This is a genomic window from Kitasatospora sp. NBC_00070 (assembly GCF_045041205.1).
Classification (GTDB): Bacteria; Actinomycetota; Actinomycetes; order Streptomycetales; family Streptomycetaceae; genus Kitasatospora.
Map to the genome: position 1 here is coordinate 1,300,670 of NZ_CP108247.1, position 14,402 is coordinate 1,315,071.

The following is a 14,402-nucleotide window of genomic DNA, read 5'->3' on the forward strand; positions in this document are numbered from 1 at the left end:
CTCTTGGTGTCACAGCGGTACTGCCGCGTCCGATCCCGAGCGGGAGGCTTCACCATGACAGCGGCTGCGCCGTCGCAGATGACCGTCGACGAGCTGGCGGCCAGGGCCGGGGTGACGGTCCGGACGCTGCGGTTCTACAGCGCGAAGGGGCTGCTGCCGCCGCCGGAGCTGGGGCCGCGCCGGGTGGGGTGGTACGGGGCCGAGCACCTGGGGCGGCTGGAGCTGATCGAGGAGTTGCAGCGGCAGGGGCTGACGCTGGCCGCGATCGAGCGGTACCTGTCCCAACTCCCGGAGGAAGTCGGCTCGTTGGACCTGGCGATCCACCGTGCGCTGGTCGCCTCCTGGACGCCCGAGGTGGCCGAGGAGGCCACCCGGGAGCAGCTCGGCCGCCGGGCCGGGCGGCCGCTGTCGGAGGCGGACGTGGACCGGCTGGCCGCGATGGGCGCGGTGCACCGCACCGAGGACCCCGAGCTGTTCAAGATCGACCCGGGCCTGCTGCCGCTCGGGGTCCGGGTGCTGGACGTGCCGATCCCGCTGGAGACGCTGGTGGCGGCCCGCGCGGTGGTCCGGCTGCACAGCCGGGCCACCGCGCACGACCTGCACCGGCTGTTCCGCGACACGGTCTGGCGCCCGTACCGGGAGAGCGAGCCGGACGACCGGGAGCTGGAGCGGATGAAGGCGCTGACCGAACGGATCCAGCCCATGGTGGTGCAGGCCCTGGTGACGGCCTTTCAGCGCTCGCTGGCCGAGGAGCTGGCCGCGCGCCCGGAGGAGGACGCGCGGCCGGGGCAGTCCGGCTAGAAGGTCCGCCCGTCGGCGGCCATCTCGGCCAGCAGCGCGGGCGGCTCGAAGCGCGGCCCGTACGCGGCGGCCAACTCGCGGGCCCGGGCGGTGAATCCGGGCAGGCCGCCGTCGTAGCCGTTGATGTACTGGAGCACGCCGCCGGTCCAGGCCGGGAAGCCGATGCCGAGGATGGAGCCGACGTTGGCGTCGGGCACCGAGGTGAGGACGCCCTCGGCGAGGCAGCGGACCGAGTCCAGTGCCTCGGCGAACAGCATCCGCTCCTTCATGTCCTCGAACGGGATCTCCGCGCCCGGCCGGGCGAAGTGCTCCCGCAGGCCGGGCCAGAGCCGGGTGCGGCGGCCGTCCTGGTAGTCGTAGAAGCCCGCGCCGCCGCTCCGGCCCGGGCGCTCGAACTCGTCCAGCATCCGGTCCAGCACGGTGTCGGCGGGGTGCGCGGGCCAGACGCCGCCCGCCTCCTCGATCGCCCGGCGGGTCTCGTCCCGGATCTTGCGCGGCAGGGTCAGGGTCAGCTCGTCCAGCAGCGACAGCACCTTGGCCGGGTAGCCGGCCTGGGCGGCGGCCTGCTCGACCGAGGACGGGTCGAGGCCCTCGCCGATCATCGCCACACCCTCGTTGATGAACTGGCCGATCACCCGCGAGGTGAAGAAGCCGCGCGAGTCGTTCACCACGATCGGGGTCTTGTTGATCTGGCGGACCAGGTCGAACGCCCGGGCCAGCGCCTCGTCCCCGGTCTCCGGGCCCCGGATGATCTCGACCAGCGGCATCTTGTCGACCGGCGAGAAGAAGTGCAGACCGATGAAGTCGGCCCGCCGGGTGACCCCTTCGGCCAGCACGCCGATCGGCAGGGTGGAGGTGTTGGAGCAGAGCAGCGCATCCGGCGCGACCACGTCCTGGACCTCCTGGAACACCTTGTGCTTGAGCTCGGTGTTCTCGAAGACCGCCTCGATCACGGTGTCGCAGCCGGCCAGGTCGGCGGCGTCGGCGGTCGGGGTGATCCGGGCCAGCAGGGCGTCCCGCTCCTCGGGCGTGGTCCGGCCGCGCGCGACCGCCTGGTCCAGCAGCCCGGCCGAGTACGCCTTGCCGCGCTCGGCCGCCTCCTGGGTGACGTCCTTGAGCAGCACCTCGATCCCCGCCCGGGCGCAGGAGTACGCGATGCCCGCGCCCATCATCCCGGCGCCCAGCACGGCGACCCTGACGGCCTTCCGGGCCGGCCCCGCATCCGGGCGGCTGGCACCGGAGTTGACCGCCTGCATGTCGAAGAACAGCGCCTTGATCATGTTCTTCGAGGTCTGCCCGCAGGCCAGCTCGGCGAAGTAACGGGCCTCGATCACCATCGCGGTGTCCACGTGCACCTGGCTGCTCTCCACCGCCGCCGCCAGGATGTTGCGCGGCGCCGGGTAGGGCGCACCGGCCAGCTGCTTGCGCAGGTTGGCCGGGAAGGCGGGCAGGTTGGCGGCGAACGCGGGCGTGCTCGGGGTGCCGCCGGGGATCTTGTACCCCTTGACGTCCCAGGGCTGGACGGCCTCCTCGTGGGCGTCCACCCAGGCCCGCGCCTTCGCGAGCAACTCCTCTGGAGTGGAAGCAAGTTCATCGACCAGTCCGTGCTCCAGCGCCTGTGCCGGCCGGTACTGCCGGCCCTGCAGCAGCACCTTGAGCAGCGCGTCGGTGATGCCGAACATCCGCACCGTACGGACCACTCCGCCCCCGCCCGGGAGCAGACCCAGCGTCACCTCGGGCAGGCCGATCTTGCTGCCGGGGGCGTCCAGTGCGACCCGGTGGTGGCAGGCCAGCGCGAGTTCGAGGCCGCCGCCGAGCGCGGCGCCGTTGATCGCGGCGACCACCGGGCGGCCCAGGGTCTCCAGGGTGCGCAGCGCACGCTTGATCCGCATCGAGTTGTCGAACACCCGCTCGGCGTCCTCGGGACGGGCGGCCGAGATCAGCCGCAGGTCGCCGCCGGCGAAGAAGGTCTTCTTGGCGGAGGTGACGACGACGCCGCGCAGGCCGTCAAGGGCCTTCAGCCGGGCGACGGTTGCCTCCAGCGCGTCGGTGAAGGCGGCGTTCATGGTGTTGGCGGACTGGTCCGGGTCGTCCAGTACCAGGGTGACCACGCCGGTCGCGTCCTGCTCCCAGCGGATGGGGGTGGTGGCAGTCATGAGTCCAGGTCTCCAGGAGTGACGGGTGGTCAGATGCGCTCGACGATGGTGGCGACGCCCATGCCGCCGCCCACGCACAGGGTGATCAGGCCGTAGCGCAGGTCGCGCCGCTCCAGCTCGTCGACGATGGTGCCGAGCAGCATCGCGCCGGTGGCGCCGAGCGGGTGGCCGAGCGCGATCGCGCCGCCGTTGACGTTCACCTGGTCGGGCCGGAAGCCGAGTTCGCGGATGAACCGGAGCGCGACGGCGGCGAACGCCTCGTTGATCTCGACCAGGTCGATGTCGGCGGCGGTCAGCCCGGCCTTGGCCAGCGCCTTGCGGGTGGCGGGGGCGGGACCGGTGAGCATGATGGTGGGCTCGGATCCTGAGACGGCGGCCGAGACGATCCGGGCCCGCGGGCGCAGCCCGTACCGCTCGCCGATCTCCCGGGAGCCGATCGCCACCAGGGCGGCACCGTCCACGATGCCGGAGGAGTTCCCCGCGTGGTGCACGTGGTCGATCCGTTCGACCCAGTGGTACTTCTGCAGCGCCACCGCGTCGAAGCCGCCCGCCTCGCCGATCCCGGCGAACGAGGGCTTGAGCCCGGCCAGCGTCTCGACCGTGGTGCCGGGGCGGATGAACTCGTCCCGGTCCAGCACCACCAGCCCGTTGCGGTCCTTGACCGGGACCACCGAGCGGTCGAACAGGCCGTCGGCCTGGGCCTTGGCGGCGCGGGCCTGGGACTCGGCGGCGAAGGCGTCCACGTCGGCGCGGGACAGGCCCTCGATGGTGGCGATCAGGTCGGCCCCGATGCCCTGCGGGACGAAGTGGGTGTCGTAGGAGGTCATCGGGTCGGCGAACCAGGCGCCGCCGTCGGAGCCCATCTTCACCCGGCTCATCGACTCCACGCCGCCGGCCAGGATCAGGTCCTCCCAGCCCGAACGGACCTTGGCGGCGGCCAGGTTGACCGCCTCCAGGCCGGAGGCGCAGAAGCGGTTCTCCTGCACCCCGGCCACGGTGTCCGGCAGCCCGGCCGCGATCGCGGCGATCCGGGCGATGTCGGAGCCCTGGTCGCCGATCGGGCTGACCACGCCGAGCACGATGTCGTCGATCGCGGCCGGATCCAACCCGGGGAGACGGGCCTGGAGTTCGTGGATCAGACCGACCACCAGGTCGATCGGCTTGGTGCCGTGCAGGCTGCCGTTGCTCTTGCCTCGGCCGCGTGGGGTGCGGATCGCCTCGTAGACGTACGCCTCGGTGGTCACGTGAGTGCCTCTCAGGTCAGCAGGGAGCGGCCGATGATCTCTTTCATGATCTCGGTGGTGCCGCCGTAGATGGTCTGGATCCGGCCGTCGGTGAATGCCTTGGCGACCGGGTACTCCGTCATGTAGCCGTAGCCGCCGTGCAGTTGCAGGCAGCGGTCGGCGGTGCGCTTCTGCAGTTCGGTGGCCCACCACTTGGCCATCGAGGCGTCCACGGGGGTGAGCGCGTAGCGGTTGTGCTCGGTGATGCAGCGGTCCACGAAGGTCCGGGTGACCGCGCACTCGGTGGCCAGCTCGGCGATCTCGAACCGGACGTGCTGGAGCTTGGCCAGCGGCTTCCCGAACGCGGTGCGCTGCTTGACGTACTCAGTGGTCAGCTCGACCAGGTGCTCAGCCCCGGCGATCGCCGAGACCGCGATCGCCAGCCGCTCCTGGGCCAGGTTGCGCATCAGGTACAGGAACGCCTGGTTCTCCTCGCCGAGCAGGTTGGCCTTCGGCACCCGGACGTCCTGGAAGAACAACTCGGCGGTGTCCTGGGCCTTCTGGCCGATCTTGTCCAGGTTCCGGCCGCGCTCGAAGCCCGGCATCCCGCGCTCCACCACCAGCAGGCTGAGGCCGTGCGCGCCGCCCTCGGCGGTGGTCTTCGCCACCACGATCACCAGGTCGGCCAGGATGCCGTTGGAGATGAAGGTCTTGGCGCCGTTCAGCAGGTAGTGGTCGCCCCGGTCCTCGGCCCGGGTGGTGATGCCCTGCAGGTCGGAGCCGGTGCCCGGCTCGGTCATCGCGATCGCGCTGACCAGCTCACCGGAGCAGAAGCCCGGCAGCCAGCGCCGCTTCTGCTCCTCGGTGGACAGCTGGGTCAGGTACGGGCCGATGATGTCGTTGTGCAGGCCGAGTGCCAGCCCGCTGGCCCCGGCCCGGGTGAACTCCTCGGCCAGCACGGCCGGGTAGCGGAAGTCGGCACTGCCTCCGCCGCCGTACTCCTCGGGGACGGCCAGGCCGAGCAGGCCCTGCCGGCCGGCCGCCTGCCAGGCCGAGCGGTCGACGATCCCGGCCTGCTCCCAGCGTTCGTGGTGCGGGAGCACCTCCTTGGCCAGGAAGGCGCGCACGGTCTCCCGGAACGCCTCGTGCTCCTCGGTGTAGATCTCACGCTGCACGGTGTCCTGCCTTCAGCTGGAGAGACTCTTGACGTCCCAGTCCCGGGCCACCTCGGCGGTGTGACCGCCGGGCTGCGCCGGGAGGCGGCGCAGCGCGCCGGGGGTGACGGAGAAGCGCGGGGCGGGTGCGGGCTGGGTGATCCCGCCGGCGGTGACGTACGTGCCGCGCGCCACCAGGTGTTCGTGCTCGGCCGCCTGACCGAGCGTCAGTACGGGGGCGGTGCAGGCGTCGGTGCCCTCGAAGACGGCGGCCCACTCGGCCTGGGTCCTGGTCGCGAACCGGGTGGCGATCAACGCCCGGAGTTCGGGCCAGCGGGCCTGCTCGTACTGGCCGGGGGCGTCCGGGCCGAGCTCCAGCAGCCGGGCGAACTCGGCGTAGAACTGCGGCTCCAGCGCGCCGACGGCCAGGTAGCCGCCGTCGGCCGCCTGGTAGACGGAGTAGCAGGGGGCGCCGCCGTCCAGCAGGTTGACGCCGCGTCCGTCCTGCCAGAGCCCGGCGGCCAGCAGGCCCCAGAGCATGGTGGTCAGGTGGGCCGCGCCGTCCACGATGGCGGCGTCCACCACCTGTCCGGTGCCGGTCCGTTCGGCGTGCCGGAGCGCGGCCAGCAGGCCGGTCACCAGGTAGAGCGAGCCGCCGGCGTAGTCGCCGAGCAGGTTGGCGGGGAAGGCGGGCGGGCCGTCGGCCGCCCCGGCCAGGCCGAGCACGCCGGCGGTGGCCGCGTAGCCGAGGTCGTGCCCGGCCCGCTGGGCGAGCGGGCCGCTCTGGCCCCAGCCGGTCATCCGGCCGTAGACCAGCGCGGGATTGCGGGCCAGGCAGGCGTCGGGGCCGATGCCGAGGCGTTCGGCCACACCCGGGCGGTAGCCCTCGATCAGCAGGTGGGCCCGCTCCGCCAGGTCGAGCACCCGGCCGGGCCCCTCGGGCGCCTTCAGGTCGACCAGCACCGAGCGCTTGTTGCGGTTGGTGACGTCGTACGCCGGGTCGACACCGAGCACCGCCGGGCCCGGCCGGTCCACCCGGACCACGTCGGCGCCGAGGTCGGCGAGCAGCATCGCGGCGAACGGCCCCGGTCCGATCCCGGCCAGCTCCACCACCCTGACCCCGGCCAGTGGCCCGGGACTGGTCATCTGTGCCACCGGCTGTCCTCCAAGTTTGACAGTGGGGCTGTCACAGTCGCGATGATAGACAAGTGACCAGCCGGTAACAAGGGCCCCGACAGCGCGTCGGGGACGGCCTTGCGATCGGCTCCGCGCAGGCGGATTCTGGGGCTGAACGATCGACCGGGAGAGGTGATCGGACATGCAGAACCACTGGATCGTCGACCTCGTCTTCGAGGAGGACGACAACCGCACCGCCTGCACCGCGACGCTCAGCGGCTTCAGCGCCCCGGGCGTCCGGGGAGTCGGCATCGCCCGCCGTAATCCGGGCGACTCCCCCGACTCCACCGTCGGCGAGGAACTGGCCGCCGCCCGCGCCTGCTCCAACCTGGCCCACGAGCTGATCCACCGGGCCGCCGCCGGAATCGAGGACCGCACCCGCACCACCGCCCACCTGATCTTCTGACCCACCGTCAGCCGACCCGACCGCCGGGCCCGGGTGGCCACGGGGGCCCGGTGGTAAAATTTCATAGCTCGGGATGATTCGTCCGGAAGGTCGCGATCATGACGTCATTGCGCGTGGATCCCCATCGCAGCACCATGTCGGCGGTGGTCGCGGGCGTGCTGTCCGCCGGGTTACTGGTGACCGGACAACTGCTCCTGTGGCGGACGCCGGAGTACGACGGAGCGAATGCGGTGCCGCAGCTCACCCGCTTCTACCTCAACCACGGCAACCAGAACCTCGCCGAGGTGTCGGCCCTGATGCACCTCGGTTCGGCCCTGCTGTTCGCCTGGTTCCTGGTGGCGCTGATCCGGACCGTGCGCGGGGCGGAACGGCGGGCCGGCCGGGTCGGCAACCTGTCGACCCTGATGCTGCTGGGCGGCACGGTCTTCATGGTGTTCATCATGCTGGCCGGCACCACCGGGAACCTGTTCGGCATCACCGCCGACAACGCGGACGGCTTCCCGGTCGAGCCCCGCACCGCGGTGATCGCCATCCTGCTGCTGGACATGTCCTACGCCGCCGCGATCGCGGCGATGGTGGGCGTGTCGATCCTGCTGTTCGCCCTCTGGCGCGCGGTGCAGACCGTCCACGCGCTGCCCGCCTGGCTCGGCTGGTTCGCGTTCGTGCTGGCCGTCCTCTGCCTGGCCGGCCCGTTCGGCGCCTGGGTCACCCCGCTGATCTTCGCGCTCTGGATGCTCGCGGCCTGCGTCGCGCTGCTGATGACCACCGAAGCCGCGTCGGAGCAGCCGGGCCCGGCGGCCTGACCCTCCCGCACCGACGCCCCCTCGACTGCGGGGTCCGGACCACCGGGCCCCGCAGTCGGCTGCGCGGACCTGCCTGTTCCCGGCCGGACATAGATCATCCCTATGAGGCCATAACCGCGGAAAGGGTAGCCTAACCAGAAGCCGCCAGCCACCCTGGCGGATAACCGCCGCCCAGCCGAAGGACGCACCGCATGCCTCGCCCCATCCGAGTGGCCATAGTCGGAGCCGGCCCCGCCGGCATCTACGCCGCCGACGCGCTGCTGAAGTCCGAGGTCGCCACCGAACCCGGGGTCTCGATCGACCTGTTCGAGCGGATGCCTGCCCCCTTCGGTCTGATCCGCTACGGCGTCGCCCCCGACCACCCCCGGATCAAGGGCATCGTGTCCGCGCTGAACCAGGTGCTCGACAAGCCGCAGATCCGCCTGTTCGGCAACGTCGACTACGGCACCGACCTCACCCTGGACGACCTGCACCGGTTCTACGACGCCGTGGTCTTCTCCACCGGCGCCGACGCCGACCGCGCGCTGGACATCCCCGGCATCGGTCTGGACGGCTCCTACGGCGCGGCCGACTTCGTCTCCTGGTACGACGGCCACCCGGACGTCCCGCGGACCTGGCCGCTGGAGGCCGAGAAGGTCGCCGTGCTCGGCGTCGGCAACGTCGCGCTGGACGTGGCCCGGATCCTGGCCAAGACCGCCGACGAGCTGCTGCCCACCGAGATCCCGCCGAACGTCCACGCCGGTCTGGCCGCCAACAAGGCCGTGGAGATCCACGTCTTCGGCCGCCGCGGCCCGGCCCAGGCGAAGTTCAGCCCGATGGAGCTGCGCGAGCTCGACCACTCGCCCACCATCGAGGTGATCGTCAACCCCGAGGACATCGACTACGACGACGGCAGCATCGCCACCCGCCGGGGCAACAAGCAGGCCGACATGGTCGCCTCCACCCTGGAGAACTGGGCGATCCGCGACGTCGGCGACCGCCCGCACAAGCTCTTCCTGCACTTCTTCGAGTCCCCGGTCGAGGTGCTCGGCGCGGACGGCAAGGTGGTCGGCCTGCGCACCGAGCGCACCGAGCTGGACGGCACCGGCAACGTCAAGGGCACCGGCACGTACCAGGACTGGGACGTCCAGTCGGTCTACCGCGCGGTCGGCTACCTCTCCCAGGAGCTGGCCAAGCTGCCCTTCGACACCCTCTCCGGCACCGTCCCGCACCAGGCGGGCCGGGTGATCGAGGGCGGGCAGCACCTGCCGTCCACCTACGTCACCGGCTGGATCAAGCGCGGCCCGGTCGGCCTGATCGGCCACACCAAGGGCGACGCCAACGAGACCGTGGCCTGCCTGATCGAGGATTTCCGGGCCGGCGCGCTGCGCTCCCCGGAGGCCCCGGAGCAGGACGCGATCGTCGCGCACCTGACCGCGAACGGCGTCGGCTACACCACCTGGGACGGCTGGAAGCTGCTGGACGCGTACGAGCGGGCGCTCGGCGAGCCGCAGGACCGCGAGCGGGTCAAGGTCGTGGAGCGGGCCGAGATGCTCCGCGCCAGCGGGGTGACCCTCCCTCAGGAGTAGCACGGCTTCCCCCGCCAGGGGGAGCCGGTTCGTGACCACGGTGGACGTGCGGCAGGGGCGCCGGGCGAGAGGGTCGGGGCATGGACCTCACCTCTGCCGGCGCCCTCCGCCGTGGCCTGTGCGCGGCCACCGTCGCGGCGACCCTCCCCTACCTGACCGTCAAACTGCTCTGGCTGTGCGGCAGTACGGTCGGCTTCACCGACCGGGCCGACCTCCCGGTCGGCGACGACGCGCTCTGGCTGGCCAACCTGATCACCTTCGGGATGGACGCCGTCGCCCTGCTGCTCGCGCTCGCCTTCGTCCGCCCCTGGGGCCGGCGGGTGCCGGTCGGCCTGCTGGTCTTCCCGATGTGGGTGGCCACCGGGCTGCTCGGCACCCTGGTGGTCGAGCTGCCGCTGATCTTCGGCGCGCAGCTGGTGCTCGGCGGCGAACCCCCGGCCACCGCGCAGGGGTGGCTGCAGCCCTGGGTGTTCGTCCTGGTCTACGGCGGCTTCGTGCTCCAGGGGCTGACCCTGATCACCGGATTCGTGCTGCACGCCCGGGAGCGTTGGGCCGCGCTGCTCGGCGGCCGGATCGGCGACCTGCCGCGCACCGCCACGCTCCGGCTCCAGCAGGTGCTGAGCTGCGTGGCCGCCGGGCTCGCCCTGCCGGTCGCGGCCGCCAAGCTGTACTGGGCGCTGGGCGGGGACCGCGGCCTGCCGCTCTCCTTCCAGGACGGGCCGCAGCGGCCGACCCGGATCATCGCGGGCGTCACCGCCGTACTGCTGCTCGCGGCCGGCGCGGCCTTCCTCCGGCTGGCCTTCCGGCTCGGCCCGGACCGTCCGCTCCGGCCCACCCTGGTCACCGCCTGGCTGGCGGCCGGTGCGGTGTTCGCCTGGGGCTCCTGGATGCTGTTCGCGGACGGCCTGCGGACCGAGGTGCCGAGCGCGGCCGACGCCGTCCCGCCGGTCACCTCGCTGGTGGGCATCGGACAGGCCGGGGCGGGTCTGCTGCTGCTGGTGGTCGGCGCGGTCGCCCTGCTCGAACACGCCTCCGCCCGGGCTGACGTAGAGTCAGCCGGATGAGTGCACTGATCGGGCGCAGCGCGGCCCTGCGCTGGGTGCATCTGGTGCTCGGCGGCGCGCTGTTGATGCCGTACTGGATGCTCTCGCTGGTCCTGCTCATCTCCCGGTTCGGCGACCAGGACCCCGGGCGGACGGTGCTGCTGCAGTTCCTCGCGCTGGCCCTGGCACTGCCGATGGCCGCGGTCACCGCGCTGGTCCCGCTGGTCCGGGTGCTGGAGAGCACCGCCGCCCGGGCGCTCGGGCTGGGCGGGGCAGCGGAGTTGGCGACCACCGCGTCGCAGTCCTGGGCGGCCCGGCGGCGCACGGCGGCCTGGTACGTCCAGCACCTGCTGCTCGGCGGGATCGTCTCCGGGCTGTCGCTGGCGGTGCCGCCCGCCGTGGTCGTCCTGCTGGCCTTTCCGCACCACGCCGCGATCCCGATCTGGTTCGGCGAGACCGATGTGCCGCTGCCGCTGCTCGCGCTCGGCCTGGCCGCACTCCCCGTGCTCGCCAACGCGGCCGCCGGGGCCTGGCTGGCCAGGACCGCCCCGGCGCTGCTCGGCCCGACGCCCGACGAGAAGCTCGCCGTCGCCGAACGGCGGGCCCTGGAACTGGCCCAACGCAACCTGCTGGCACGGGAGTTGCACGACTCGGTCGGGCACGCGTTGAGCGCGGTCGGCATCCAGGCGGCCGCGGCCGGACGGGTGCTGGCGAGCAGTCCGGAGTTCGTCGCGGAGGCGCTGCGGGCGATCGAGGAGACCGCGCGGGCCGCCGTCGCCGAACTGGACACCGTGCTCGGCCTGCTCCGCGAGGACCAGGTCGCCGATCCGGCCGCCGGTCCGACCCTGGCGGAACTGAGCTCCCTGCTCCGCCAGTTGGAGCTGGCCGGGGTGCCGGTCGAGACCCGGGCCGGGCCGGGGCTGGCCGCCCTGCCCGGCGAGGTGTCCCGGGCCGCGTACCGGATCGTCCAGGAGGGCCTGACCAACGTGCTCCGGCACGCCGGGCAGGTACCCGCCGCGCTTCGGATCGAACTGGCCGACGGAGTACTGGAGTTGGAGTTGAGCAACCCGGTCGGCGCGGAGCGGCCGAGCCGCCCCGGTGGCGGCCGGGGGTTGCCCGGGATGGCCGAGCGGGCCGCCGTGCTGAGCGGCGAGTGCGCCGCCGGACAGACCGGGGACGGCCGGTGGCGACTGGCCGCCCGGCTGCCGATCGAGGGGGAGACGTCATGATCCGGGTGGTGGTGGCCGACGACGAGCGGCTGGTCCGGCTGGGCCTGCGGGCCATCCTGGACGCCGAGGCCGACCTGACCGTGGTGGGTGAGGCGGCGAGCGGCGCCGAGGTGGTGTCGCTGGTGCGCGAGCTGCGGCCGGACGTGGTGCTGATGGACGTCCGGATGCCGGGGATCGACGGCATCCGGGCCACCGAACAGCTGATGACCACCCTCGACCCGGCGCCCCGGGTGCTGGTGGTGACCACCTTCGAGAACGACGACCACGTCTACGGGGCGCTGCGCGCCGGGGCGGCCGGCTTCCTGCTCAAGCGGGCCAGGGCGGAGGAGATGGTGCAGGCGGTCCGGCTGGTCGCGCACGGCGACTCACTGCTCTTCCCGAACGCCATCCGCCAGTTGGCGGCCGGCCGGCGGGCACCCGCCGCCGGCCCCGCGCCGACCGACCGGCTCACCGAACGGGAGGGCCAGGTGCTCCGGCTGATGACCGCCGGCCTCACCAACGGCGAGATCGCCGAACGGCTGGTGGTCAGCCCCGAGACCGTGAAGACGCACGTCGGCAGCGTGCTGGCCAAGCTCGGCGCCCGCGACCGCACCCAGGCGGTGATCACCGCGTACGAGTCCGGCTTCGTCCGGCCGGGCTGACCGGACCGACCCCCGGGCTCTTCTTCCGCACCCGGCTACCCGCGGGTAGAGTGCGGCGACCGGGCCCCTGGGGGGCGAACCGTACGACAAGAACTGGTGAACGCATGTCGGTCTGGACCCGCCCGGCGCTCTGGTTGCGCCTGGCCGTGGTGGTGTCGGCGGGGCTGGGGCTGATCCTCGGCACCGGCTCCCTGGTGTACTTCACCGTGGACAGCAACGTCATCGTGCTCGGCTACTTCATCGGTGCCGTGTACTGGATGGTCAAGCGGGGCACCGTGGACGCCCCCGCGCCCCGGCTGCGCGGCGCCGCGACGCTGTACATCACCATCACCGGGCTGGTCGCGCACATCCTGCTGAACAAGGGCGTCAACCCGCTGCCCGGCCTGGTCGACGGCGCCGACCTGCGGCAGGAGTGGTCGAGTTTCTTCCTGCACTACGTCACGCCCGTGCTGGTGCTGACCGACTGGCTCTGCCTCAAGCCGCGGAACGTCTCGCGCTGGAAGGACCTGCCGCTCTGGCTGGCCTTCCCGCTCGGCTACGCGGCCGTCACGCTGATCCGGGCCGCGGCTTTCCCGGACTTTCCGAACAAGTACCCGTACTTCTTCCTCGACCCGTCCGAGAAGGGCTACGGCTGGGTGTCGCTCCAGGTGGTCCAGCTGACCTTCGAGTTCGTCGCGCTGGCCGCGCTGGTGGTCGGCCTCGACCGGCTCGGCACACTGGTCGCGCGCAGGCTCCGGCCGGTCGAGGCGTAGCGCCGGGATCAGACGCCCCAGGCGGCGCGCAGCCGCGCGAACTCCTGGTGGAACGCCGGGAAGGTCTTCCGCACGCAGCCCGGGTCGTCGAAGGTGGTGCCCGGCGTACGCAGGCCCGCGACCGCGAAGGACATCACGATCCGGTGGTCCCCGTGGGTGGCGATCTCCGCCGCCCGCGGGGTGCCGGGCCGGATCTCGATCCAGTCCCGGCCGGTCTCGACCGCGATCCCCTGACGGCGCAGGTTCTCCGCACACGCCTCCAGGCGGTCGCACTCCTTGACCCGGGTGTTGTAGACGTCCTCGATCCGCACCGGACCGTCGGCGAACGGGGCGATCGCGGCGAGCGTGGGCATGGTGTCGGAGATGTCCCGCATGGTGACCGTCAGCCCGCGCAGCCGGCCGCCCTCGGCGCCGGTGACGGTGACCGCGTCCGCGCCGATCCGCACCGTCGCGCCCATCCGCTCCAGCACGTCGACGAACCGCAGGTCGCCCTGGAGCGCGTCCCGCCCGAGGCCGGGGACGGTCACCTCACGGCCCGTCAGCGCGGCCGCCGCGAACACGTAGCTCGCCGTCGAGGCGTCCGGCTCGACCGGGTAGTCCACCGCCGTGTAGCCACCCGGCGGCACCACGAAGACCTTGCCCTCGCGCCGCACCTGCACGCCGAAGCTGCGCATCATCGCCAGCGTGATCTCGACGTACGGCGCCGAGACCAGGTCGGTGACGGTGATCCGCAGGCCCTCCTCGGTCAGCGGGCCGAGCAGCAGCAGCGCCGTCAGGTACTGCGAGGACAGCCCGGCGTCGAGGGTCAGCTCGCCGCCCCGGACACCCTTCGCGCGGATCCGCAGCGGATGGTGGCCCTCCTGCTCCTCGTGCACCAGCTCGACCCCGAGCTCCCGCAGCGCCTCGGTCAGCGGGCCGAGCGGCCGCCGCCGCATCTGCGCCGAGGCGTCGAACCGGAACTCCCCGTACCCGGCCGCCGCCAGCGCCGGCAGGAACCGCGACGTGGTCGCCCCGTCCCGGCAGTACACCTCGGCGTCGTTGGCCGGCCCCTGCGGCCGCCCCTCGATCACCCAGTCCGCCCCTTCGGCCGTCACCCGGTACCCGAGCCCGGCCAGCCCTTCGGCGAACCCCTCGGTGTCGTCCGAGTGCAGAGGCCGCACCAGCCTGGTGGTCCCCTCCGCCGCAGCCGCCAGGAACAGCGCACGCGCCGTCACCGACTTCGATCCGGGTATCTCGACAACCGTCACAACATCCTCCACGGCGGGCTCATCTCGGGCCGCCCCATCCTCCCCCGCCGCACCCCGACCACCGGGGGCCGTCCCACGACTCGGACCGCAGTCCGTCAGCTCGGGCCCGGGGCGGCCGTCGGCGGTGGCAGCCGAAAGCCGCCCCGATGGTCGGACGCACCGTCAGTTCGATGGCGACCGTACCGTGCACGGTCTTCGACCGT

General features: G+C 72.7%; 13 protein-coding genes. 8 read left to right on the forward strand and 5 right to left on the reverse strand.

Annotated features, from left to right (window positions below):
• Positions 1-54: 54 nt before the first annotated feature.
• Positions 55-801 (forward strand): MerR family transcriptional regulator, encoded by a 747-nt coding sequence (locus tag OHV05_RS06145; RefSeq protein ID WP_405016726.1) that lies wholly within the window; start codon positions 55-57, stop codon positions 799-801.
• Here the strand turns inward: OHV05_RS06145 and OHV05_RS06150 are convergent.
• Genes OHV05_RS06150 through OHV05_RS06165 form a run of 4 tightly spaced genes read right to left on the reverse strand, consistent with a single transcriptional unit; the run spans position 798 to position 6,480 of the window.
• Positions 798-2,957, reverse strand: a complete 2,160-nt coding sequence (locus tag OHV05_RS06150) for a 3-hydroxyacyl-CoA dehydrogenase NAD-binding domain-containing protein (protein ID WP_405016727.1) — start codon at positions 2,955-2,957, stop codon at positions 798-800. The genes OHV05_RS06145 and OHV05_RS06150 overlap by 4 nt on opposite strands.
• Positions 2,958-2,986: 29 nt before the next feature.
• Complete coding sequence (locus OHV05_RS06155) at positions 2,987-4,201, reverse strand: acetyl-CoA C-acetyltransferase (protein ID WP_405016728.1); 1,215 nt, start codon at positions 4,199-4,201, stop codon at positions 2,987-2,989.
• An 11-nt stretch (positions 4,202-4,212) separates the two neighbouring features.
• On the reverse strand, positions 4,213-5,355 hold the full coding sequence (locus OHV05_RS06160) for an acyl-CoA dehydrogenase family protein (RefSeq protein WP_405016729.1): 1,143 nt from the start codon (positions 5,353-5,355) through the stop codon (positions 4,213-4,215).
• Positions 5,356-5,367: 12 nt separating this feature from the next.
• Complete coding sequence (locus OHV05_RS06165; RefSeq protein ID WP_405016730.1) at positions 5,368-6,480, reverse strand: CaiB/BaiF CoA transferase family protein; 1,113 nt, start codon at positions 6,478-6,480, stop codon at positions 5,368-5,370.
• A gap of 172 nt (positions 6,481-6,652) precedes the next feature.
• Here OHV05_RS06165 and OHV05_RS06170 point away from each other — a divergent pair, with 172 nt between their 5' ends.
• The 7 genes from OHV05_RS06170 to OHV05_RS06200 all read left to right on the forward strand — a co-directional run bounded on the left by OHV05_RS06170 (position 6,653) and on the right by OHV05_RS06200 (position 12,952).
• On the forward strand, positions 6,653-6,916 hold the full coding sequence (locus tag OHV05_RS06170; protein ID WP_403041184.1) for a DUF1876 domain-containing protein: 264 nt from the start codon (positions 6,653-6,655) through the stop codon (positions 6,914-6,916).
• 98 nt (positions 6,917-7,014) lie between these two features.
• Positions 7,015-7,719 (forward strand): hypothetical protein, encoded by a 705-nt coding sequence (locus OHV05_RS06175; protein WP_405016731.1) that lies wholly within the window; start codon positions 7,015-7,017, stop codon positions 7,717-7,719.
• A gap of 191 nt (positions 7,720-7,910) precedes the next feature.
• Positions 7,911-9,287 carry an FAD-dependent oxidoreductase gene (locus tag OHV05_RS06180; RefSeq protein WP_405016732.1) on the forward strand — a complete coding sequence of 459 codons (1,377 nt, stop codon included), beginning with the start codon at positions 7,911-7,913 and terminating at the stop codon, positions 9,285-9,287.
• A gap of 80 nt (positions 9,288-9,367) precedes the next feature.
• Complete coding sequence (locus OHV05_RS06185; RefSeq protein WP_403041187.1) at positions 9,368-10,351, forward strand: hypothetical protein; 984 nt, start codon at positions 9,368-9,370, stop codon at positions 10,349-10,351.
• Positions 10,348-11,559: a sensor histidine kinase gene (locus OHV05_RS06190; RefSeq protein WP_405016733.1), complete on the forward strand. Its 1,212-nt coding sequence runs from the start codon at positions 10,348-10,350 to the stop codon at positions 11,557-11,559. Before OHV05_RS06185 ends, OHV05_RS06190 begins: the two co-directional genes overlap by 4 nt.
• A complete protein-coding gene (locus OHV05_RS06195; RefSeq protein WP_405016734.1) occupies positions 11,556-12,200 on the forward strand; it encodes a response regulator in 645 nt (214 codons plus the stop codon). Before OHV05_RS06190 ends, OHV05_RS06195 begins: the two co-directional genes overlap by 4 nt.
• Positions 12,201-12,304: 104 nt before the next feature.
• Positions 12,305-12,952, forward strand: a complete 648-nt coding sequence (locus tag OHV05_RS06200; protein ID WP_405016735.1) for a Pr6Pr family membrane protein — start codon at positions 12,305-12,307, stop codon at positions 12,950-12,952.
• An 8-nt stretch (positions 12,953-12,960) separates the two neighbouring features.
• On the opposite strand, the gene aroA is transcribed toward OHV05_RS06200, so the two are convergent.
• The gene (gene aroA / locus OHV05_RS06205) at positions 12,961-14,199 is read right to left on the reverse strand and encodes a 3-phosphoshikimate 1-carboxyvinyltransferase (protein ID WP_405016736.1); all 1,239 of its coding nucleotides are present in this window, start codon (positions 14,197-14,199) and stop codon (positions 12,961-12,963) included.
• Between the last annotated feature and the right edge of the window lie 203 nt (positions 14,200-14,402).